This is a genomic window from Streptomyces speibonae, assembly GCF_984686075.1.
The window spans coordinates 7,871,907-7,892,525 of record NZ_OZ480260.1; the positions used below are offsets into that span (position 1 = coordinate 7,871,907).

The window sequence follows — 20,619 nt, forward strand, 5'->3', positions numbered from 1 at the left end:
GGCGGCGGGGGCGAAGAAGCCCAGCTCCACAGCCAGGTAGCCCGCCCGGGGTGGCCGGTCACCCCGGGAAGCGCCCCGTGGCGCGCAGGAACCAGCGGCGTTCGGCGTAGGCGAGGTCGTCGCGCCACAGGCGGCCGGAGGCCGCGCGGACGAGGGGGCGGAGGAGCGGGGCCGCGCCCCGGGCCAGGGCGAAACCCGGACGGCCGGAGGCGGCCACCACCGCCTCGACGACCGCCGTACGCGGCCGGCCCCGGTCGTCCGTTCCCAGGGGAGTGGCGTGGGACTCGACCACGGAGCCCGCACCCTCGCCCTCCGCGATGCGCATGACCACCGTGCGCGGCTCCGGCGCGGTGAACTCCGCCCGCACCGGCACCACCAGCCGGCCCGCGACCTTGAAGGACACGTCCACCGTGAAGGCGTCCGCGCTCCCGTCCGAGCCGTCCGGTGCGCCCGTCACCGTGAGGTCGACGAACGAGTACGGGTGGAACCACGCCCCGTGCCAGGGGTCCAGACGGTTGGCCACGACGTCCTCGGGCTCACAGGAGCCCACCGCGGTGTGCACGGCCGTCAGCGCCCGGGCCGGCCGCGTCGGCACCACCGGCGCGTCGAGCGGCTCCTCGCCGCCGGCCTCATCCAGCCGGACCCACAGCAGCACCCCGTCGTCGTGCACCGGGAACGGCTCCCATCCCGCGAACGAGCCGCCGTCCAGGGCGAGTCCGTGCCAGTGGCACACCAGGTTCCCGCAGCGGACGGGGCTGTCCCGCAGCGGCGCGCCCAGGTGCGGGCAGATCCCGGGCCCGGCGACCGGACGGCCCTCGGCGTTCCGCCAGAGCACCACCTCCTGCCCCGCCACCGTCCGGGCCAGCGGACGGCTGTCGCGCAGGCCGCGGGAGTCGCCCACCACGTACCAGTTGCCCGACGGGCGCGCCCGGGCCCGCTTCAGCGCGGCGGCGATGACGGCGGGCCGGGCCTCGCGCCAGGTGGGCCGCTGCCGGTCCCACGGCACCGCACGCCTGCGCAGGGACAGCGGCAGCCGCCGGCGCCCGTCCGCGGATCCGGTGCTCATGCGGCCCCCTCGGAACCCGCTGGGCGGGGAGCGAGCGGAAGGACGTCAGGCCGGCGCCGCCCGGAGGTCCGACGGGCGCTCAGCCGGGCGGCCGCCACCCGGGCGAGCCCGTCGGCGGCGACCACGGCACGCCGCCGACGGGACACGGCCGCCCGGCGGTGCAGCACCGCGTAGCCGTCCTCGGCCACGGCGTCCAGGATCCCGCCGTACAGCACGAACGCCGTACGGATGCACGGCCGGGACACCGGTTCCAGCATCGCGAGCCCCGGCGCCGCCTCCCGGTACACGCCCCGCGTCAGTGCCGCGAACTCCTCGAGCGCCGAGGTGACCCGGGGGTCCCGGCGGCCCGTGTCCCGGCTCCACCGCAGCAGCGCCCGGTCCGCGCCGTGCGCGGCGAGCAGGTCCGCCGGCAGATAGACGCGGCCCCGGTCGAGGTCCTCGCCCACGTCGCGCAGGAAGTTGGTGAGCTGGAACGCCACCCCCAAGGCCGCCGCGTGCGGTTCGGCGACGCCGCGCGGGACGACCGTGCCGAGCACCGGCAGCATCTGCAGACCGATGACCGCGGCGGATCCGTGCATGTACCGGCGCAGCTCCGCGTAGTCGGCGTAGTCGGTCACCACCAGGTCCGCACGCATCGCGGCCATGAAGTCCGCGAAGTGGGCGTGGTCGATGTCGTACCGGCCGGCCGTGTCGGCGAGGGCGCGCACCACCGGCTCCTCGCCGGCGCCGTCCCGCAGACCCTTCTCCAGTTCGCGTTCGAGCGCCGACAGTTCCGCGTCGCGGCGCGCCGTGTCCGCGCCGGTGCCGAGCGCGTCCACGATGTCGTCGGCCCAGCGGGCGAAGCCGTACAGGGCGTGCACGGCGGGGCGCCGCTCGACGGGAAGCAGCCGGGTGGCGAGGAAGTACGTCCGGCCGTGCCGCGCGTTGAGTGCCCGGCAGCGGCGGTACGCCTCGCGCAGCGCCGGATCGGTGACGCCCGCGGCGTCCAGTTCACGCTCGGTCATGCGGAAGCCTCCTGCGTCGCGGCGAGGGTGACACGCGGCCGCCCCGGGCCGCCGGTGATCCGTGCCGCGGCCAGCTTCCCCGACAGCAGCACGGTCGGCACGCCGACGCCGGGGGTCGTGCCGCACCCGGCCAGCACGGCGTTCTCGGTGCCGCGCACCAGGTTCCGGGGCCGGAAGGGACCCGTTTGGGCGAACGTGTGGGCCGTGGCGAACGGAGTACCCGCGGCATGCCCCTGGGCGTGCCAGGCGGCGGGCGTGACGAGGCACTCGGCCTCGATCGCGGACCCCAGACCGGCAAGGCCGCGCCGCTCCAGCTCCCGCAGCAGATCGTCCCGGTAGCGCGGGGCCAGGTCCGTCCACGCGGCGGCACCCGGGCCGATGTCGGTGTTGGGGCAGGGCGCGAGCACGTAGTGCAGATGGCGCCCCGGCGGGGCGAGGCCCGGGTCGGTGGCGGTGGGCCGGCTGATGAGCAGCGACGGGTCGCTCATCAGCCGGCCGGTGCGGGTGAGTTCGTCGAACGTGGTGTGCCAGGCGGCCCCGAAGGAGAGGGTGTGGTGCGCCAGCCGGGGCCAGGTCCGGTCGGTGCCGAGGTGCAGCACCACCGCGGACGGCGAGTGCCGCAGCCGTACCGGCCGCCGTGGCGTGCGTCCCAGGAGCCGGTAGGCGACGGGAAGGTCCGGGGTCAGGACGACCGCGTCGCAGGGCACCCGGTCCCGGTCGGTGACGACGGCGGTGATCCGGCCGCCGGAGCGCTCCAGCCGGGTGACCTCGTGGCCGTACCGCAGCTCGGCGCCCGCCTCGGCGGCGGCGTCCGCCATGGCGCGGGGCAGCGCGTGCATGCCGCCGCGCGGGAAGTACACCCCGGCGACGGTGTCCATGTAGGCGATGACGGCGTACGCGGCCAGCGCCCTGGCCGGCGGGACGCCCGCGTACAGGGCCTGGAAGGTGAAGACCCGGCGCAGCCGCTCGTCGCGCAGGAAGCGCCCGACGCGCGCGTCCAGCCGTCCGAAGCCGCCCAGCGCCGCCAGCCGGGCGAGGTCGCCGTTCAGCAGCCCGAGCGGGGAGTCGAAGTTGGCGTCGATGAAGCGGCGCATCTGGGCCCGGTGCAGCCGGGTCAGCCAGTCGCGCAGCCGCAGGTACCCCGCGGCCTCCCGGGGGCCGGCGAACCGCTCCACCTCCGCCGCCATCGCCTCGGCCCCGGTGTGCACGTCGAGGCCGCTGCCGTCGGCGAACCGGGCCCGGTAGGCCGGGTGCAGCGGCACGAGCTCCACACGCTCGCGCAGACTGCCGCCGACGGCGGCGAACGGCTCGTCGGCCAGGTCCGGCATGGTCAGCACGGTGGGGCCGGTGTCGATCCGGTAGCCGTCGAGATCCAGGCGCCCGGCGCGTCCGCCGGGCCGCGCCGCCCGCTCGACGACGGTGACGCGCCGGCCCGCGCCCAGCAGGTGCAGGGCCGCCGAAAGCCCTGCGAGACCGGCGCCCACGACCACCACGTGGTCCGTACGGCCCGCCACGGTGCGCTTCACCGGCGGTCCTCCGCGCCACGGGCCGCCGCGTCGGACACGTCCCTGTCCTGCATGTCTGTACAGTCCATTCCGGTTCCTCTCGCTATCGCACCGATCGTTCCCCGACCGGTGTGCTTCCGCCCGTGCACGACACGCGACACGCGCACGCCGGGTGCGAGCCGGAACGCGTGGGCGAACCGCCGCAGCAGGCCCTGGACGAGCGCGCCCCGTCCGGGAAGTGGCGGTCCGTCACACATCCGAGTGACCCGGATCGGAACGGGCACACAGCCAGGAATGCCGGCGAGGTGGCTGTGTACCGAGGAGCGGGAGGAGCGTGCCGTCGTGCTGGACGCCGAGGTGGTGATCGTGGGCGCGGGCGCCGCCGGACTGTCCCTCGCCCACCGTCTGGCGAAAACCGAGCCCGGAGGCCGTGTCCCGTCGGCCGTCCTGGTGGACGCCCCGCCGGGCCCGCTGCGCCCCCCGCGCCGCACCTGGTGCTTCTGGGAACCGGTCACGGGCCGCTTCGACGCCGCCGTCACGGCGGCCTGGCGGTACCTGCGAGTGCGTCCCCCCTCCGGCCCGGCGACGGAGGGCGACATCGCACCGCTGCGCTACAAGATGATCCGGTCGGACGACTTCGAGGACCTGGTCGCCCGCGACCTGGCCGGCAGCCCGTCCGTACGCCGGCTCGAGGCGACCGTCGAGGCCGTGGAGGACGTGCCCGGCGGAGCGCTGGTCCACCTGAGCGACCCCGCCGGACGGGCCCGCGCCCTGCGCACCCGCTGGGTGTTCGACTCCCGTCCCGCGGGCAGCCTTCCGGCCGCCCGCACCACCCTGCTGCAGCACTTCCACGGCTGGTTCGTCCGCACCGACCGGCCGGTCTTCGACCCCAGGACCGCGGACCTGATGGACTTCCGCACCCCCCAGCCGGCGACGGGCCTGTCCTTCGGCTACGTGCTGCCCGTCGGCCGGCGCGAGGCGCTGGTGGAGTACACCGAGTTCAACCGGCGCCCCCTCACCGCCGCCGGATACGCCTCGGCGCTGCGGCAGTACACCGAGGAGGTGCTCCGACTGGGCGACCTGCGCATCCTGTCCGAGGAGAGCGGGATCATCCCGATGACCGACGCCCCGATGCCCCGTCAGGCCGGCGCGTCCGTCTTCCGCATCGGCGCCGCCGGCGGCGCCACCCGCCCCTCGACCGGCTACACCTTCGCCGGGATCCAGCGGCAGACGGAGGCCGTCGCCGCCGCGCTGCGCCGGGGCCGCACCCCCGTGCCGCCGCCCGCCCACCCGGCGCGCTCCCGGGCCATGGACGCCGTGCTGCTGCGTGCCCTGGACAGCGGCCGCGCCGACGGCCCCGCCCTGTTCTCCCGCCTCTTCGCCCGCCTGCCCATGCGGCTGCTGCTGCGCTTCCTCGACGGCCGCACCCGGCTGCACGAGGACCTGACCGTGGGCCTGCGCACCCCCGTCGGCCCCATGCTCCGCTCGGCGCTGGAACTGCGCACCCTGCCGCGCCGCCCGTTCGACGGCCCCTGACATGGGCCGCCTCACCCAGCCGTGCCCCCGCTGCCTGCCCCAGGAGACCGCATGACCCTGCTGCGCGACGAGGATCTCACCGCCGCCTTCGACCACGCCGCCCGCGGCTACGACGCCCTGGTGGCCGCCAACCCCGGCTACCACGCCCAACTGCGCCGCTCGGTCCGCCGCCTGGGACTGGCGGGAAAGGGAGAGGGACTGCGCGTCCTGGACCTCGGCTGCGGCACCGGCGCGTCGACCGCCGCCCTCGCCGGCGAGCTGCCCGGCGCCCACGTGGTCGCCGTGGACGCCTCCGCCGGCATGCTGGAACGGGCCGCCGCCAAAGCCTGGCCGGAGCGGGTGACGTTCGTCCGCGCGACGGCGGAGGAACTGTCCACGGCGGGCGTGACCGGCCCGTTCGACGCGGTCTTCGCGGCCTACCTGTTCCGCAACGTCTCCGACCCCGACGCGGTGCTCGCCACCGTGCGGGACCTGCTCGTCCCCGGAGGCAGACTCGGCGTGCACGAGTACACCCTCGGCGGCCGCCGCGCGGACCGCGCGGTGTGGACCCTGGTGTGCCGCGGCATCGTCCAGCCGGCGGCCACCGTGCTCGGGGACGGCGCGCTGTACCGCCATCTGTGGCGCAGCGTGGTCGAGTTCGACACCGCGAGCCGGTTCGCCGGGCGGCTGCGCGACCAGGGCTTCGACGCGGTACGGGTCCTCCCTCTGCCGGGATGGCAGACGGGCATCACCCACACCTTCGTCGGCCGGCGCCCCCGCACCGGGAACGGGGCCGAGGGATGACGCGCCCGCGCCCTCCGCACGCCCGCCGGCCCGGCCGGGACCGCCGCGCGCGGGTCCTCGTGCCCCCGCCCGGGACACCCCGTATCCAGGGGGCCCGCCCGACGACGGCCGTCGTCGGCGGCGGTGTCGCCGGACTGGCGGCGGCGACCGCGCTGGCCGAGCGCGGGGTCGCCGTCACCCTCTACGAGCGTGAGCCCTTCCTCGGCGGGCGGGTCGGCGGCTGGCCGGTCCAGCTCGCCGACGGCACGCCGGCGACCATGAGCCGCGGCTTCCACGCCTTCTTCCGTCAGTACTACAACCTGCGCGGTCTGCTGCACCGTGCCGATCCGGGCCTGGACCGGCTCACCGGCCTGCCGGACTACCCGCTGCGCCACAGCGACGGTCTGCGGGACGGCTTCCGCCACGTGCCGCGCACACCGCCGTGGAGCGCGCTCGGCTTCGTCGCCCTGAGCCCGTCCTTCCGCCCGGGCGACCTGCTGCGCATGAACCCCGTCGCGGCCCTGCCGCTCCTCGACGTGCGCGTGCCCGACGTGTACGAACGCCTCGACGCCGTCAGCGCCCACGACTTCCTGGACGCCGTCCGCTTCCCGGACCGCGCCCGCCACCTCGCGTTCGAGGTGTTCTCCCGCAGCTTCTTCGCCGATCCCCGGGAGCTGTCGGCGGCGGAGATGGTCCTGATGTTCCACATCTACTTCCTGGGTTCCGCCGAGGGGCTGCTGTTCGACGTGCCCGACGCGCCCTTCCCGGCCGCGCTGTGGGACCCTCTGGCCGCCCACCTGCGCCGGCACGGAGCCGACGTCCTCACCGGCACACCGGTGGAGCACGTCGCCCCCACCGGGAACGGCGGCTTCGCGGTCACCACCGCCGCGGGGGAGCGGTGCCACGACACCGTCGTCCTCGCCCTCGACGCCGTGGGACTGCGCTCCCTGGTCGCCCGCTCCGGCCGGCTGGGCGACGGCCCGTGGCGGGAACGCGTCGCCCGCCTGCGCAACGCCCCGCCGTTCCTCGTCACCCGCCTCTGGCTGGACCGGCCCGTCGCGCCCGGCCGCCCCGCGTTCCTCGGCACCAGCGGATACGAGACCCTGGACAACATCAGCGTGCTCGACCGTTACGAGGACGAGGCGCGCCGCTGGTCCGCACGCACCGGCGGCTCCGTGGTCGAACTCCACGCCTACGCCGTGGACCCAGCGGCCTCCCGCGAGACCGAGCAGAAACGGCTGATCGGCCAACTGCACCGCGCCTACCCGGAGACGGCGGGCGCCGCGATCGTCGACGTCCGTCACGTGTGGCGCGCCGACTGCCCTTTGTTCCCCGTCGGCGGCTACGCCGACCGCCCCACGGTGCGCACCCCGGACCCCGCCCTGGTGGTCGCCGGAGACCTGGTCCGCACCGGCCTCCCGGTGGCCCTCATGGAACGCGCGGCAACTACCGGCTTCCTGGCGGCGAACGCCCTCCTGCACCGCTGGGGCGTCCACGGCCACCCCCTCTGGACGGTCCCCACCCGGGGCCGCACCCCCCTGCTACGGGCCCTGGCCCGCCGAACCGCCCGCGGACCGTCCGGGTCGGAGCCGGGTCGTACCCGCCGCTAGGCGGCACCGGGCCGTGAGGCCGCGAGGGCACGCGTGCCGGTGTTCACACCGTCGTGCCGGGGGCGGTCGCGTCGGCCGTGCGGTGGCGGAGCCGGGATGCGCCCCCGTGGACGACGCGCAGGGCGCGGGGGAAGTCGTGGAGTCGTTCCGCGAGGATGTCGAGGCCCGCCAGCAGGGAGCGGGACGGGACGCCGCGTGCCTCGAGGACCTCGGAGGTCCAGCTCAGGAACTCCGTGAAGACCTCCGCGTCGTCCAGGTACAGCGCGGTGGCCAGGAAGTCGAGGATGTGGACCAGGTCCTCCGCGGTCCGCTCCCGCTGCGCGTCGCTGTAGTCGCGCATCGCCGGGAAGCGGCTCTCCAGGTCCCCCAGCACCTGCTTGACGAGCCGGCTGCGGCCCCGGACCACCATCGTGTACTCCTGGTCCGCCAGGTGGGGCAGGTCGTCGACCGCCTGCCGCACCGCCATCGGCCGCGGCAGACCGGCGTCCAGGACGTCGGCCGCCCCCCGGGCGTCCGGGGCCCACGCGTCGGCGCCCAGGGCCCGGGCGAACCTGCCGTCCGCCCCGAAGGCCCGGCCCCCGGCCAGCACGGGCACCCCGATCGCCCGGCAGGCGGTGATCGCCGCGTGGGCGGCCGGGAGGTGGGTGGGGATCGACCCGGAGAGCAGAACGGCGTCGGAGTTGGTGTGGTGCTGATGGGCGACGAGATGCGGTGTCGGCGTCTGGGCGCCCAGATAGTCCACCAGCCAGCCCCGCAGCCGCAGGACCTCGGCGACCAGCCGGGCCGGGAAGGCGTGCCACTCGCCGTCGGCACAGGCGACCGTCACCCGCCCCCGGTGCGGAACGGGCCGGCCCGCCGCCGGCCCGTGGACCAGGGCGGCGATCACCCGCTCGTTGATGGACGTGGCGGCGTGCTCCTGGGCGACGGTGATCCGGTCGGCGGCCCATTCGGCACCGATCCTCTCCTGCACCCGCGCGACCACGTCGAGCAGCAGCTCCTCCTCCTGCCACCCCCTGTCGAGAGCGGCGCGCACACAGTCGACGGCGTCGTACTCGCCGCCCTCGATCACCGCCTGCCAGAGCCTGTCGCGCAGCCCGGCGGCCGAGGGACCGCGGGCCCCGGTCACGGCGTCACCCGCGGCGCGCTGATGGCCAGCGTGGCCATGTCGTCGTGGCTGCCGCCGCCCAGCCACTGCGCGGCCAGCATCTGCACCCGCTCCACGATCGCCTCTCCCGGCATTCCTCCGCACTCGCGCAGTGCCTGCCGCAGCCGGTCCTCCCCGAACAGTTCGTCGCCCAGCGGCCCGCCGCGCGCCTCGGTGATGCCGTCGGTGTACAGCAGGCACGTCTCCCCGGGCGCGAGCACCTCGTCGGCCGTCCGTACGGTGACCGAGGGCAGCGCGCCGACCAGCGAGCCCTGGGTGTCCGCCTCCTCGACGCGGCCGTCCGCGCGGACGATCAGCGGTGGCATGTGCCCGGCGCTGGTCAGCCGCAGCCGGACCCGGCCGTCGTCCGCGCGCCGGACGCAGGCCAGCACCAGCGTGGCGAAGCGGGTGTGGTGGGAGGTGAGCAGCGCCCCGTTGAGCAGGGTCAGCACCTGCTCGTGGTCGGACGCCAGCGGCAGCAGCGCGTGCAGCGTGTTGCGGATCTTCCCGGTCAGGACCGCCGCGTCCAGCCCCTTGCCCGCCACGTCGCCCAGGACGACGAACGTCTCCTGCGAGGCGTCGCCGCCGGGATGGACGTCGTAGAAGTCCCCACCGATCCGCTCGTGGTCGCTGGCGGCCCGGTAGTGCCCCGCGTAGTCCACGCCGTGCAGGCGCCCGAGCGCCGGCGGCAGCAGCTCCCGCATGAGCGTCGCGGTGATCCCGCTCTGCTCGCTGTACAGGCGGGCGGCCGACAGCGCGGCGCCCGCGCGGGCGGCGAACAGCCGGGCGAAGGCCTCCTCGTCCGGGGTGAACGCGCACTCCGCGCTGGAGCGCAGGAGGATCAGGGCGCCTGCGGACACCCCGTGACCGGGAAGCGGCGCGACGATGACGGAGCCGACCGGCCCGGTGAAGCCCGCCGGGAGCACCCACCCGGGAAGGACGTGCGGGTCGATCCACCGCGCGGGGACCGGGGGAAAGCCCTGCAGCGCCTCCGCCAGGCCCGGCACCTCACCGGGATCGATCGGGAGCGAGCTGTGCACGGCCTGCTCGCCGCGCAGGGCGTGGGTCACCGCGTACCGGCGCCCGACCGGGGGCAGGACCAGCAGCGCGGCGTCGGCGAGGTGCTCGGCGGCCAGCTGCGCCGCCACCTCCGCGCAGCGCGGCACGTTCAGCGACGCCAGAAGGGTGCTGGAGACCATGGCGCGTGTCTCGGCCTGCTCCCGGGCGCTGTGCAGGGCGGCCTCCGCCTGACGCCGGCCGGTGGCGTCGACCAGCCACCACGCCGTCCCCCCGCCCGCGACCGGGCTGGGGTGCGCCTCGAAGTACCGGTCACCGACCTCCCCGGCGGCCGACGGGCCCTCGTGGGACAGGTCACCGCCGTCGGCCTGCCCGCGGTGCGCGGCCGCCAGCCAGGACGGCACGTCGACCCGCGCGGCGCCGTGCGGGCGTGCCAGCACCCGCCGGGCGAGCGGATTCGCGTCCACGACCGCGCCGCTCGCGTCGAGCACCAGCACCGGGCAGGGGGCGTCCTTCCACGTCGGAGCGGCACGGACGTCCGTGCCGCGGGGCTGGGCGGGTGTGCCGGGGGAAGGAATCACAGGCGCAGGCACGCGTCGTGCGTACCCCACCACCTCTCTGCCGGGGGAACGGGACTCAGCTGTCACGGTCCCCCATCTCCACCTGCCAAAGCAACCGACCCGGACGGCGGCCTGCCCGCCGGGCGGCTGCGTACCCCGGCGGGCGGGCCCTGCACCCGTGTCCCGCATGTCCGCTGTCACACGGTCGGAAGGGCCGCGTGTACGGCGCGGTGTACGGCACGGGCCAGCCGCGCGCCCCACAGCGAGCGGGGCCCCGCGAAGGCGTGCGTCTCCTCGCCGGGGCCGGGAGTGCGGGCGGCGACGCACACCGCGTCGGTCGGGGTGCCGGAGCAGTCGAGCCCGGCCTCCACGAGGGCCTGCACCTTCGCCTCGGTGACCGTGGCCACCGCGTTCACCAGAGCGGCGTCGCTCAGCGGCACCGGCACGGCGGCCACGATGTTGATCGTGCCCGGCGCCTGGGGCCCGCCCGGACCCGAGCCGGACGCGGCGGCCCAGCCGCGCACATCGATGCCGGCCGTGACGAAGGCCTCCGTGCCCTCGTGGTGCGCGTGGGCGTACACCGAGACGTCCGCCGCCGTCATCAGCCCCACCCCCGGGCCCCGCGCGCCCGCGGCGGCGGCCAGGCCCGCGAGGTGCCGGTCGGGGTCGGTGCGCCGGTAGCCGTGGGACACCTGGGCGTTGAGGACCCAGGCCCGCTCACCGATGCCCCCGCCGAGCACGGCGCTGCTGATCATCCGGTGACCGGGGCCCGCCGGCCAGAGCAGCGCGTGCAGCCGTTCACCGTCCTCGACCCGGGTCAGCCGCCGCGGCGTCGGCAGCGGGCGGTCGGTGCGGGGCGGAGGGAGGACGGCGGTCACCGGGCGGGGCTCCTTGCAGGCGCGGACCGGCCGATCGTACGGCCGCGCGGCACGGCCGGCCGCACCGGGTCGGGACGGGACGGCGCTCACTCGGGCCGGGGGCCGCGGAAGCAGGCGGTGACGGTCTTGCCGTGCGGGCAGGGGTGGGCCTCCCAGGTGTCGGCCAGGGCGTCGACGAGGAGCATGCCGCGCCCGCCGACGCGTTCACTGCTCGGTCCCTGGGGCGCGGGCAGCGCGGCGGAGCGGTCGTGCACCGAGATGTGCAGACACCGCTGGTCCCAGGTCAAGATCAGCTGGGCGGTGCTGTGGGCGTGCCGGTGGGCGTTGGTGACCAGCTCCGACACGGTCAGCAGCACGGCGTCCGCGGTCTCCGGGGCCGTGGTGGTCCAGCCCAGGGCGTCGAGGTGCTCGCGGGCCCAGTCCCGGGCCCGCTTCACCTCGCTGTCCAGCGGCAGCGAGCGCGCCCAGCCCACTGCGCGGACCGACGATCCGGTCATGGCGGTCCTTCCTGGTACGGGTGCGCGGCCCGGCGAGTCGCGGGCCGCGCGGTCAGGACCGGGGGCTCAGCGGTGACCGGGGGCTCAGCGGTGACCACCGCCGCGGAGTTTGCCCAGCAGGCGCTGGGCCTGGGCCCGGCGCCGGGGGTCGGCCGCGGCCCGCCGCACCTGCTCGGTCGTACGCCGTCCCTGAGGGCTCCTGGCGAACTGCTTGATGCGCTCCATCATGCTCGGCATGGATGCTCCTTTCCGCAGGTGTCCGCTGTGGTGCCTGCCTCTACGCCGTCTACCCCCCGCGGCCGGAGTCAGCCCTGCGGCAGACCCCGGCCGCCGGCACGGCCCCGCGCGGCGGCACCCACGTCACGGACGGCCGCGTACCACCGCTCCGTGACGAACGGCAGGGGAGGAGGAGTCTGGCGTTCCCAACTCCGGGCGGAGCCCTGGCCGTTCGGTTCACATCCCGGTCAACTGCCGTGACGGCGGACCTTCTCACCGGGCGCCGTACCGTCGGCGCCGCCCCGGCCGCCCCCGAACGCACGCGGCCCACGGCGTGTTTGCCGGGGGAGTCTGCGGCAAGTCGGTGTCCATGAGCGAACAGAACAAGAATCCGAACCGCAAGACCGCGTCCGCCCGGTCCACCGCGAGCAAGGTGAAGGAGACCACCGGCAAGGCGACCGCCCCCGCCGAGCGGGCCGCCGGAGCCGCGGGCGAAAAGGCGGGTGACGCGGCCGGCAAGACGGGTGACGCGGCGTCGACGGCCGCGTCGGGCGCCGGACGCGCGGCCCAGGCGGCGAGCGGGGCCGCGCAGAGCGCGGCCAAGGGCGTCGAGGCGGGCCGCCGCGCGGTCGTGGCCACCTCGGGCCAGGTCGCCGCCGGGGCCAGGACCGCCTGGACGGTCATCGCCCAGCGCAGGCTCGTCGCCGCCGGTGCCGCCGCCGGCCTGACCGCGCTGACCGCCGCCTCCTACGCGGTGGGCCGTCGCGCGGAACGCCACACCCACGGCCCCCTCACCCGGATGACCGGCGGCCGGATCTGACCCCGGGGCGGCCGGGCGGTACCCGCGGGCGCCGTGCCCACTCGCGCGGTGCGGCCCCGACGGGGAAAGATGTCTCCGCAAGCGAAGATTCAACCCATGCGGAGGAGTGGGCACATGCAGCACGAGCGAGCGGGACGCCCGGCCGGACCCGAGGATCTCGTCGACGTCGCTCGGCTGGTCACGGCGTACTACGCACTGCACCCGGACCTCGACGACCCGGGACAGCGCGTCGCGTTCGGGACGTCGGGACACCGCGGTTCGTCTCTGGCGGCCGCGTTCAACGAGGACCACATCGCCGCGACCAGCCAGGCCATCTGCGAGTACCGCGCCGGGCAGGGGACCGACGGGCCGCTGTTCCTCGGCGCCGACACCCACGCGCTGTCCGAGCCCGCGCGGGTCACCGCCCTCGAGGTGTTCGCCGCCAACGAGGTCACGGTGCTCATCGACACCGCCGACGGCTACACCCCGACGCCGGCGGTCTCGCACGCGATCCTCGCCCACAACCGGGGCCGCACCACGGGCCTCGCCGACGGCGTGGTGGTCACCCCGTCCCACAACCCGCCCGCCGACGGCGGGTTCAAGTACAACCCGCCGAGCGGCGGCCCCGCGGGTTCGGACGCCACCGGCTGGATCCAGGACCGGGCAAACGAGATCATCCGCGACGGCCTCAAGGACGTCCGCCGCATCCCGTACGCCCGTGCCCTCGCCGCACCCGGCACGGGCCGCTACGACTTCCTCGGCACCTATGTCGCGGACCTGCCCCGTGTGCTGGATCTGGACGCGGTCCGCGCGGCCGGTGTGCGGATCGGCGCCGACCCGCTGGGCGGGGCGTCCGTCGCCTACTGGGGCCGGATCGCCGAGGAGCACCGCCTCGACCTCACGGTGGTCAACCCGCTCACCGACCCCACCTGGCGGTTCATGACCCTGGACTGGGACGGCAGGATCCGCATGGACTGCTCGTCGCCGCACGCCATGGCCTCGCTCATCGGCCGACGTGACCGCTTCGACATCGCCACCGGCAACGACGCCGACGCCGACCGGCACGGCATCGTGACCCCGGACGCCGGACTGATGAACCCCAACCACTACCTGGCCACGGCGATCGGCTACCTCTACGCGCACCGCGAGCAGTGGCCGGCGTCCGCCGCGGTCGGCAAGACGCTGGTCTCCTCCGCGATGATCGACCGGGTCGCCGCCGACCTGAAGCGGGACCTGGTCGAGGTCCCCGTCGGGTTCAAGTGGTTCGTGGACGGACTGGTCGACGGCTCCCTCGGCTTCGGCGGGGAGGAGTCCGCCGGCGCCTCCTTCCTGCGCCGGGACGGCTCGGTGTGGACCACCGACAAGGACGGCATCATCCTCGCCCTGCTCGCCTCCGAGATCACCGCGGTCACGGGGAAGACGCCCTCCGAGCACTACGCCGCGCTCACCGCGCGCTTCGGCGAACCCGCCTACGAGCGCATCGACGCCCCGGCCACCCGGGAGGAGAAGGCCCGGCTGGCCAGGCTCTCCCCGGCCCAGGTCACCGCGGACACCCTCGCGGGGGAGGCGGTCACCGCCGTGCTCACCGAGGCACCGGGCAACGGCGCGTCCATCGGCGGCATCAAGGTGACCACGGACAGCGCGTGGTTCGCCGCCCGTCCGTCCGGCACCGAGGACGTGTACAAGATCTACGCCGAGTCGTTCCAGGGCCCCGACCATCTGCGCCGGGTGCAGGAGGAGGCCCGGTCCGTGGTCCTCGCGGCACTGGGCGGCTGAGCCGCGTCCCGTACGTCCCGGTCACCCGTGACGGGTGCCCGGGACGCCCCGATCTGCCTCAACCGGCCTGGACACCGGGGTCGGAAGGGGGCGCAGAGGTGACCCCCGGCGGCTCGGAGGTGGCTGTCGGCAGCTCCGCCGGGGCCACCTCCGACTGCTGCAGCACATTGCCGTCGCCGGGCCCCTCGACCGGGGTTCCGGCCCCCGTGGACAGCTGGGACCACGCGCCCAGGGCCAGGGCGATCGCGGCGGCCGTGCCCGCGACCCGTCCGACGCGGCGCGCCTTGGCGCGGCGGTCCATCTCCCGCCAGGACGGCCCCTCCCACGGATCGTCGGGGCGCCACAGATCACCGACCGCCGCGGTCGCGGACTCCGCCGGGGCCGCACCGGACCGGCCGGTAGGCTCCGGCCAGGCGCCCGGGGTCCGCTGACGCGCCGACAGCTCCTTGGGGGCGGTGGCCCGGATGGCGTGTTCGGTGTCGGTGAGGAACCGCTGCCAGACGTCCTCGGGCACGGACGGCGTACCGTCGTGCTCGTCCGGCGGTTCGCCGGCGCCCGGGCTCTGCGCGGTCACGTGGGTTCATTCCTCTCATGCGCCTCATGCGCGGGAGCCCGCGACGGTCCGTCGGCCGAGGTGCCGGGGCGCCCGCCAGGATCATTGCACAGCACAAAAACGAAACGACAGGGGGCCGGGCCGACGGGACTCGATTGGATAAAGGTCCGTCACGGGGGTCACGACGGCCGCCTGACCTTTGCATAGTCTAAAGGTGGGGGAGGGGGCGTCTGCGGAGGAAACGGGCGGCTCCCGAGTGCCCTCGACACCGCTGGAGCAGTGCATGACCGACGAGAAGCCGCCGCCGGGCCAGCGGGCGCTGGCCTGGATGCCGATCCTGGTGATGGCGGTGATCGCGGTCTTCGACGTCCTTGCGGGGCCCACGATCGGACTGCTGCCGCTGGTGTCGCTCGGGCCGGCCTTCGCCGGGCTGGTCGGCGGCTGGCGCCGCACCGCGGCGGTCGGCGCGCTGGCGCTGCTGCTCTGCGTCGGTCTGGGGCTGTACAACGGGCTGTTCGTGAAGCCCCGCGGGTACACGGCCATGGTGTCGGTGGCCGGCGTGACCGGTGTCGGCATCGCGGCCGCCGTGGCCCGTTCGCGCCGGGAGGCGGAGCTGGCCAGTGTGCGGTCGATCGCCGAGGTCGCGCAGCGGGTGCTGCTGCGGCCGGTGCCGCTGACCGCCGGGCCCGTGCAGGCGGCCGTGTCCTACACCTCCGCCGTCGCGGAGGCCCGCATCGGCGGCGACCTCTACGAGGTGGTGGCCTCGCCGCACGGCGTCCGCGTCATCCTCGGCGATGTGCAGGGCAAGGGCCTGGCGGCCGTCGAGACGGCCGCCGTGGTGCTCGGCGCGTTCCGGGAGGCCGCCTACGACGAGCCCGACCTGGTCGGGCTCGGGGAGCGGGTGGAGCGCAGCGTGGCCCGGGAACTGGAGGGCGAGCGCTTCGTCACCGCCGTCCTCGCCGAGATCGGCGCCGACCACGAGGTCGTCCTCCTCAACTACGGCCATCCGGCGCCCATGCTGGTGCGCCGCGACGGCAGCGTCGACTTCCCCGAACCGCCGGCGTTCGCACTGCCGCTGGGCCTGTCCGCGCACGGGGGCGACGGCCCGGAGCCCTACCGGGTGGCGTTCGCCCCGGGCGAGCAGCTGCTGCTCTACACCGACGGTGTCACCGAGGCCCGCGACCGCGACGGGCGCTTCTATCCGCTGGGCGAGCGCACCCATCTGCTGAAGGAACCCGACGCGCACCGCGCCCTGGAACGGCTCCGCGAGGACCTGGTGCAGCACACGGGAGGCCCGCCCGGGGACGACGCCGCCATGCTGCTGCTCCGCTACCACCGGCACCAGGAGCCGGGCCCCGGTCCCGGATGAGCCGGTGTGCCGTCGGAGAGGTAGAAAGGACACATGCCGGAGCGTGCGGCCCCCGACGGGGCCACGGACGACGTCGAAGCGGTCACCCACGCGGTGCTCACCGCCTCACGGCTGCTCGTGGCCGTCTCCGCGCGGTCCCTGGCCGCCGTCGAGGACCGGGTGACGCTGGCGCAGTTCCGGATGCTGGTGGTGCTCTCCACCCGCGGTGCCACCAAGCTGGTCGCCCTCGCCGGCCTGCTCCATGTCGCCCCCTCCACCGCGATGCGCATGGTCGACCGGCTGATAGCGGCGGGCCTCGCCGACCGGCAGACCAATCCCGCCAACCGCAGGGAGACACTGCTGCGGCTCACCGACGAGGGCCGGCGCACGGTCGAGGACGTCACCGCCCGCCGCCGGACCGAGATCGCCGTGATCGTCGAACGGCTGACCCCGCGGCAGCGCGCCGCCCTGGTCGACGCGCTGGCGGCCTTCAACGAGGCCGGCGGCGAACCACCCGCGGGCGAACCGGAACCGTACCCGCTCGGCTGGGCGCTGGACGGGGCGTTGGCCCACGGCGCCTGAGCGCCGCCGGCGCGGGCCGCCGTTTGCCGGACCGGCAACACCGCTCGTCCCGCCGCGGCCGCCCCGGCCATGCTCGACGGACAAGATCCCGGGACCGCGCGGACACAGCGGCCCGGAGCCGCCGGACCACCTGGAGCGCACATGACACAGCACTCGGCGAACGGCCCCACGCACCGGCTCGTCCCCTCGCCCGCCGGCCGGACCCACGTGGTGGAGCAGGGCAGCGGCCCCCTGGTGCTGCTCGTCCACGGCTTCCCGGAGTCCTGGTACTCCTGGCGCCACCAGTTGCCCGCCCTGGCGGGCGCCGGCTACCGCGCGGCGGCCGTCGACGTCCGCGGCTACGGCCGCTCCTCCCGCCCGGCCGCCACGGACGACTACCGCATGCGGGAACTGGTCGCTGACGCCGTCGCCGTGGTGCACGCCCTGGGCGAGCGGACGGCCGTGATCGTCGGCCACGACTGGGGATCGGCCGTCGCGACGAACGCCGCCCTGATCCGGCCGGACGTCTTCCGCGCGGTCGCCATGCTCAGCGTCCCGTACACCCCGCGCGGGGGCCCGAGGCCGAGCACGCTCTTCGCCTCCATGGGCGGCGACGAGGAGTTCTACGTCTCGTACTTCCAGGACCCCGGCCGCGCCGAGGCCGAGATCGAGCCCGACGTACGCGGCTGGCTCGCCGGGTTCTACGCGGCCCTGTCCGGCGACACCATGCCCGCACCCGGTGACCCCCAGCCCCATTTCGTCGCCCCGGGCGGCACCCTGCGCGACCGCTTCCCCGCCGGCCGCCTCCCGGCCTGGCTGAGCGGGACGGACCTCGACGTCTTCGCCGGGGAGTTCGAACGCACCGGGATGAGCGGGGCGCTGGCCCGCTACCGCGCCATGGACCGCGACTGGGAGGACCTCGCCGAACACGACGGCGCACCCGTCACCCAGCCGTCCCTCTTCATCGGCGGCGCACGCGACGCCTCCACCGCCTGGCTGGCCGACGCGATCGACGCGTTCCCCGTCACCCTCCCCGGCCTGGTCTCCTCCCACATCCTCGACGGCTGCGGACACTGGCTCCAGCAGGAACGCCCCGCCGAGACCAGCCGCATCCTCACGGACTGGCTCACCGCGCTGCCCAAATCTGCATGTTAGATTCCTATTTGAAAGGCGACCGCGGACAGGGCGTCCACACACAGGGCACGGTGACATCTCATGACGTCGGAGAGCAGCACGCCCCCGAGTGACGAGGACCCCCTGCCGCGGATCCTGTGCGACACGGCCGCGCTGGCCGCCGCCGGCGGTACGTCCGCCGGCGCCCTGTGGCGGCTCGCGGAGTCCGGCCGCCAGCTCGACGCCAACGTCGTGCACCTCCCGCCCGGACACCGGGTCGACACCCACCGCGAGCCCGACCTCGACGTCCTGCTGCTCGTCCTCGCCGGCCACGGCACCCTCACCGCCCCCGACGGCCCGCATCCCCTGCCCGCCGGCACGCTGACCTGGCTCCCGCACGGCTCCACCCGGAGCCTCGCCGCCGGCACCGAGGGCCTGACCTACCTCACCGTGCACCGCCGTCGCCCCGGCATGCGCATCCAGAGCCGCCCGCCCGGCAGCTGACCACATGTGATGACCACGGCCACAGAGTGGTAACAACAGACAACGCCCGCACGCCGAATACGGTCTTGTCGGCCATGAAGATCTCTTTCCTGCTCCATAACGCCTACGCGATCGGAGGAACGATCGCCACCACGTTCAACCTGGCCGCCGCACTGGCGGAACGGCACGACGTGGAGATCGTCTCGGTGTTACGGAACCGGGAACGCCCCAGCCTCACCCCGGACCCCCGGGTGCGGCTGCGGGCCCTGGTGGATCTGCGGCACGAGCAGGACCACCCCCTGCACAGCAGACCGGCCAAGGTGTTCCCGGCAGCCGAGTACCGGCACGGCCAGTACAGCGAACTGACGGACGAGCGCATCGGTGCGTTTCTCCAGGACATCGACGCCGACGTCGTCGTCGGCACCCGGCCGGGGCTCAACGTGCACCTGGCCCTCCAGGCCCCCGACCGCGTGCTGCGCGTCGGCCAGGAGCACCTCACCCTCGACAACCATCACGCGGCGCTGCGCACCGTACTGCGCCGCGCCTACCGCCGGCTCGACCTGCTGACCACCGTCACCCGGGCGGACGCGGACTCCTACCAGCGCAAGATGCGGCTTCCCGGGGTCCGGGTGGAGGCCCTGCCCAACAGCGTCCCCGACCCCGTGCTGGCCCCCGCCGACGGCACCGGCAGGATCGTGATCGCCGGCGGCCGGCTGGTCCCGGTCAAGCGCTACGACCTGATCATCGACGCGTTCGCCCGCGTCGCCGCCGAGCACCCCGACTGGCAGTTGCGCATCTACGGCAGGGGCGAGGAGAAGGCGGCGCTGCGCGCCAGGATCGAGCAGCTCGGCCTGTGGAACAACGTTGTCCTGATGGGCGCGGTGACCCCCATGGAAGCGGAGTGGGTCAAGGGTTCCATCGGCGTCTGCGCCTCCGACTTCGAGCCGTTCGGCATGACCATCGTCGAGGCGATGCGCTGCGGGCTGCCCGTGGTCAGCACCGACTGCCCCTACGGGCCAGGGGAGATCATCAAGCACGGCGAGGACGGCCTGCTGGTGCCGCCCGGGGACGCCGACGCCCTCGGCGCCGCCCTCCTGGACCTGGTCCGCGACGACGAGCGGCGCCGCAGCGTGGGCAGGGCGGCCCTGGACAACGCCCGCCGGTTCGCGCCCGGCCCGGTCGTCGCCCAGGCCGAACGCCTCTTCGAGGAGGCGCTGGAGGCCCGCGGCGGCGCCGGACCACAGGACCCCGCGGCCGCCGGACTGCCCCACACCCTGCGCACCGGGGGCTACGCCGCCCGTGACCTCGCCCGCGCCGCCGCCACCGACGCGCTGCGCACCATCCGGAAAGGACGCCGATGAGCACGCCGACGAGCACCGACACCCACGCCGACTGCCGTGCCGACGCCGCCGGAAGGATCACCTTCCGGCTGAGGTCGCCCTCGGCCACCCGCCCCCGGCTGCTGCTGGCGCTCCGCCCCAAGAAGGGCCGCCCCGAGCAGCGCACCCGCACGCTCGACCTGAGACCCGCCGGCGACGACGGCGCGTACGAGGCCGTGCTCGAACCGGACCCCCCGCTCGAGGAGGGCCGCTGGGACGCCTACGTACTGCGCGCCCCCGACGCGGAACGCGAACGGGTGCGCCCCGGTCTGCGCGACCTCCGCGCGCTCGTCGACGGCGGCTCGCGCGACCGGCCCTCACCGGTCGCCGTCAGGGTGCCCTACCGCACCCTGGACGGCTTCCTCTCCCTGCGCGCCTGGCGGCGCACCGCCCACGCCGAGGCGGGTGCCCTCGCCATCGCCGACGGGACGCTGACGGTCCGGGTCCGCCCGCACGGCGCCCGGCTCTCCGCGGCCGCCGTGGCCGTGCTGCGGCTGCGGGGCGACACGGCCACGGTGCGCGAGTGTCCCGTGCGGCCGGCGCAGGGCCGTGACGGTGACTTCGCCTTCACCGTCGCCTACGCGGATCTCGTGGCCGAGGGCGGCGGAGCCCGGGTCTGGAACGTGTTCGTCCGTCCCGCGCCCGGGAAATCCGTGATCAGGGTCGGCCGGATCCTTGACGACCTGGCGGACCGCAAGGGCTCGTTCGTGTATCCCCGGACCACGGTCGGCGCATCGGCCGTGCGCCCGTACTACACGATCGACAACGACCTCTCCGTCGAGGTGACCGCCGCGGGCTGACGTCGCGGCCGC

At 75.3% G+C, this 20,619-nt stretch carries 20 protein-coding genes; 11 read left to right on the forward strand and 9 right to left on the reverse strand.

The window, feature by feature from the left end; all coding sequences use genetic code 11:
- Positions 1–58: 58 nt before the first annotated feature.
- From AC5L3C_RS35150 to crtI, 3 genes are read right to left on the reverse strand one after another with little or no spacing between them, the layout of a single operon-like run.
- Positions 59–1,066: a DUF5914 domain-containing protein gene (locus AC5L3C_RS35150; protein ID WP_493653130.1), complete on the reverse strand. Its 1,008-nt coding sequence runs from the start codon at positions 1,064–1,066 to the stop codon at positions 59–61.
- On the reverse strand, positions 1,063–2,070 hold the full coding sequence (locus AC5L3C_RS35155) for a phytoene/squalene synthase family protein (RefSeq protein WP_493653131.1): 1,008 nt from the start codon (positions 2,068–2,070) through the stop codon (positions 1,063–1,065). Before AC5L3C_RS35155 ends, AC5L3C_RS35150 begins: the two co-directional genes overlap by 4 nt.
- Positions 2,067–3,596 carry a phytoene desaturase family protein gene (crtI, locus tag AC5L3C_RS35160; RefSeq protein WP_493653132.1) on the reverse strand — a complete coding sequence of 510 codons (1,530 nt, stop codon included), beginning with the start codon at positions 3,594–3,596 and terminating at the stop codon, positions 2,067–2,069. The genes AC5L3C_RS35155 and crtI overlap by 4 nt, the downstream gene beginning before the upstream one ends.
- A 273-nt stretch (positions 3,597–3,869) precedes the next feature.
- On the opposite strand from crtI, the gene AC5L3C_RS35165 reads away from it, so the two are divergent.
- Genes AC5L3C_RS35165 through AC5L3C_RS35175 form a run of 3 tightly spaced genes read left to right on the forward strand, consistent with a single transcriptional unit; the run spans position 3,870 to position 7,483 of the window.
- Positions 3,870–5,111, forward strand: coding sequence for a lycopene cyclase family protein (locus AC5L3C_RS35165; RefSeq protein WP_493653133.1), 1,242 nt, complete (start codon positions 3,870–3,872; stop codon positions 5,109–5,111).
- Between the two features lie 51 nt (positions 5,112–5,162).
- The gene (locus AC5L3C_RS35170) at positions 5,163–5,894 is read left to right on the forward strand and encodes a class I SAM-dependent methyltransferase (protein ID WP_493653134.1); all 732 of its coding nucleotides are present in this window, start codon (positions 5,163–5,165) and stop codon (positions 5,892–5,894) included.
- The gene (locus tag AC5L3C_RS35175) at positions 5,891–7,483 is read left to right on the forward strand and encodes an FAD-dependent oxidoreductase (RefSeq protein WP_493653135.1); all 1,593 of its coding nucleotides are present in this window, start codon (positions 5,891–5,893) and stop codon (positions 7,481–7,483) included. The genes AC5L3C_RS35170 and AC5L3C_RS35175 overlap by 4 nt, the downstream gene beginning before the upstream one ends.
- 43 nt (positions 7,484–7,526) lie before the next feature.
- Here the strand turns inward: AC5L3C_RS35175 and AC5L3C_RS35180 are convergent, their stop codons facing one another.
- From AC5L3C_RS35180 to AC5L3C_RS35200, 5 genes are all read right to left on the reverse strand, one after another.
- Positions 7,527–8,609, reverse strand: a complete 1,083-nt coding sequence (locus tag AC5L3C_RS35180) for a cobalamin B12-binding domain-containing protein (protein ID WP_493653136.1) — start codon at positions 8,607–8,609, stop codon at positions 7,527–7,529.
- Entirely contained in the window at positions 8,606–10,225 is a 1,620-nt protein-coding gene (locus AC5L3C_RS35185; RefSeq protein WP_493654157.1) for a PP2C family protein-serine/threonine phosphatase, read from the reverse strand. The genes AC5L3C_RS35180 and AC5L3C_RS35185 overlap by 4 nt, the downstream gene beginning before the upstream one ends.
- Positions 10,226–10,401: 176 nt before the next feature.
- Positions 10,402–11,082 carry an adenosylcobinamide amidohydrolase gene (locus AC5L3C_RS35190; RefSeq protein ID WP_493653137.1) on the reverse strand — a complete coding sequence of 227 codons (681 nt, stop codon included), beginning with the start codon at positions 11,080–11,082 and terminating at the stop codon, positions 10,402–10,404.
- Positions 11,083–11,168: 86 nt separating this feature from the next.
- Positions 11,169–11,579, reverse strand: coding sequence for an ATP-binding protein (locus tag AC5L3C_RS35195; RefSeq protein WP_493653138.1), 411 nt, complete (start codon positions 11,577–11,579; stop codon positions 11,169–11,171).
- An 84-nt stretch (positions 11,580–11,663) separates the two neighbouring features.
- The gene (locus AC5L3C_RS35200) at positions 11,664–11,816 is read right to left on the reverse strand and encodes a hypothetical protein (RefSeq protein WP_493653139.1); all 153 of its coding nucleotides are present in this window, start codon (positions 11,814–11,816) and stop codon (positions 11,664–11,666) included.
- Between the two features lie 349 nt (positions 11,817–12,165).
- Between AC5L3C_RS35200 and AC5L3C_RS35205 the strand changes: the two genes are divergently transcribed.
- A complete protein-coding gene (locus AC5L3C_RS35205) occupies positions 12,166–12,615 on the forward strand; it encodes a hypothetical protein (protein ID WP_493653140.1) in 450 nt (149 codons plus the stop codon).
- Between the two features lie 114 nt (positions 12,616–12,729).
- Positions 12,730–14,370, forward strand: a complete 1,641-nt coding sequence (gene pgm, locus AC5L3C_RS35210) for a phosphoglucomutase (alpha-D-glucose-1,6-bisphosphate-dependent) (protein WP_493653141.1) — start codon at positions 12,730–12,732, stop codon at positions 14,368–14,370.
- A 58-nt stretch (positions 14,371–14,428) separates the two neighbouring features.
- On the opposite strand, the gene AC5L3C_RS35215 is transcribed toward pgm, so the two are convergent.
- Positions 14,429–14,944: a hypothetical protein gene (locus AC5L3C_RS35215; RefSeq protein WP_493653142.1), complete on the reverse strand. Its 516-nt coding sequence runs from the start codon at positions 14,942–14,944 to the stop codon at positions 14,429–14,431.
- 262 nt (positions 14,945–15,206) lie between these two features.
- On the opposite strand from AC5L3C_RS35215, the gene AC5L3C_RS35220 reads away from it, so the two are divergent.
- The 6 genes from AC5L3C_RS35220 to AC5L3C_RS35245 all read left to right on the forward strand — a co-directional run bounded on the left by AC5L3C_RS35220 (position 15,207) and on the right by AC5L3C_RS35245 (position 20,607).
- Complete coding sequence (locus AC5L3C_RS35220; RefSeq protein ID WP_493653143.1) at positions 15,207–16,292, forward strand: PP2C family protein-serine/threonine phosphatase; 1,086 nt, start codon at positions 15,207–15,209, stop codon at positions 16,290–16,292.
- Between the two features lie 33 nt (positions 16,293–16,325).
- A complete protein-coding gene (locus tag AC5L3C_RS35225; protein WP_493653144.1) occupies positions 16,326–16,853 on the forward strand; it encodes a MarR family winged helix-turn-helix transcriptional regulator in 528 nt (175 codons plus the stop codon).
- Between the two features lie 141 nt (positions 16,854–16,994).
- Positions 16,995–17,987 carry an alpha/beta fold hydrolase gene (locus tag AC5L3C_RS35230; RefSeq protein WP_493653145.1) on the forward strand — a complete coding sequence of 331 codons (993 nt, stop codon included), beginning with the start codon at positions 16,995–16,997 and terminating at the stop codon, positions 17,985–17,987.
- 60 nt (positions 17,988–18,047) lie between these two features.
- Positions 18,048–18,449: an AraC family ligand binding domain-containing protein gene (locus tag AC5L3C_RS35235; protein WP_493653146.1), complete on the forward strand. Its 402-nt coding sequence runs from the start codon at positions 18,048–18,050 to the stop codon at positions 18,447–18,449.
- Between the two features lie 74 nt (positions 18,450–18,523).
- A complete protein-coding gene (locus AC5L3C_RS35240; protein WP_493653147.1) occupies positions 18,524–19,789 on the forward strand; it encodes a glycosyltransferase family 4 protein in 1,266 nt (421 codons plus the stop codon).
- Positions 19,786–20,607 carry a transferase gene (locus tag AC5L3C_RS35245; protein ID WP_493653148.1) on the forward strand — a complete coding sequence of 274 codons (822 nt, stop codon included), beginning with the start codon at positions 19,786–19,788 and terminating at the stop codon, positions 20,605–20,607. The genes AC5L3C_RS35240 and AC5L3C_RS35245 overlap by 4 nt, the downstream gene beginning before the upstream one ends.
- The last annotated feature ends 12 nt before the right edge of the window (positions 20,608–20,619 follow it).

What these genes read in the sequence shown, in the direction of transcription:
- AC5L3C_RS35150 (WP_493653130.1), bottom strand. Translation starts at nt 1,066, where the DNA reads ATGAGCACCGGATCCGCGGACGGGCGCCGGCGGCTGCCGCTGTCCCTG.
- AC5L3C_RS35155 (WP_493653131.1), bottom strand. Translation starts at nt 2,070, where the DNA reads ATGACCGAGCGTGAACTGGACGCCGCGGGCGTCACCGATCCGGCGCTG.
- AC5L3C_RS35165 (WP_493653133.1), top strand. Translation starts at nt 3,870, where the DNA reads ATGCCGGCGAGGTGGCTGTGTACCGAGGAGCGGGAGGAGCGTGCCGTC.
- AC5L3C_RS35170 (WP_493653134.1), top strand. Translation starts at nt 5,163, where the DNA reads ATGACCCTGCTGCGCGACGAGGATCTCACCGCCGCCTTCGACCACGCC.
- AC5L3C_RS35175 (WP_493653135.1), top strand. Translation starts at nt 5,891, where the DNA reads ATGACGCGCCCGCGCCCTCCGCACGCCCGCCGGCCCGGCCGGGACCGC.
- AC5L3C_RS35195 (WP_493653138.1), bottom strand. Translation starts at nt 11,579, where the DNA reads ATGACCGGATCGTCGGTCCGCGCAGTGGGCTGGGCGCGCTCGCTGCCG.
- AC5L3C_RS35200 (WP_493653139.1), bottom strand. Translation starts at nt 11,816, where the DNA reads ATGCCGAGCATGATGGAGCGCATCAAGCAGTTCGCCAGGAGCCCTCAG.
- AC5L3C_RS35205 (WP_493653140.1), top strand. Translation starts at nt 12,166, where the DNA reads ATGAGCGAACAGAACAAGAATCCGAACCGCAAGACCGCGTCCGCCCGG.
- pgm (WP_493653141.1), top strand. Translation starts at nt 12,730, where the DNA reads ATGCAGCACGAGCGAGCGGGACGCCCGGCCGGACCCGAGGATCTCGTC.
- AC5L3C_RS35220 (WP_493653143.1), top strand. Translation starts at nt 15,207, where the DNA reads ATGACCGACGAGAAGCCGCCGCCGGGCCAGCGGGCGCTGGCCTGGATG.
- AC5L3C_RS35225 (WP_493653144.1), top strand. Translation starts at nt 16,326, where the DNA reads ATGCCGGAGCGTGCGGCCCCCGACGGGGCCACGGACGACGTCGAAGCG.
- AC5L3C_RS35230 (WP_493653145.1), top strand. Translation starts at nt 16,995, where the DNA reads ATGACACAGCACTCGGCGAACGGCCCCACGCACCGGCTCGTCCCCTCG.
- AC5L3C_RS35235 (WP_493653146.1), top strand. Translation starts at nt 18,048, where the DNA reads ATGACGTCGGAGAGCAGCACGCCCCCGAGTGACGAGGACCCCCTGCCG.
- AC5L3C_RS35240 (WP_493653147.1), top strand. Translation starts at nt 18,524, where the DNA reads ATGAAGATCTCTTTCCTGCTCCATAACGCCTACGCGATCGGAGGAACG.
- AC5L3C_RS35245 (WP_493653148.1), top strand. Translation starts at nt 19,786, where the DNA reads ATGAGCACGCCGACGAGCACCGACACCCACGCCGACTGCCGTGCCGAC.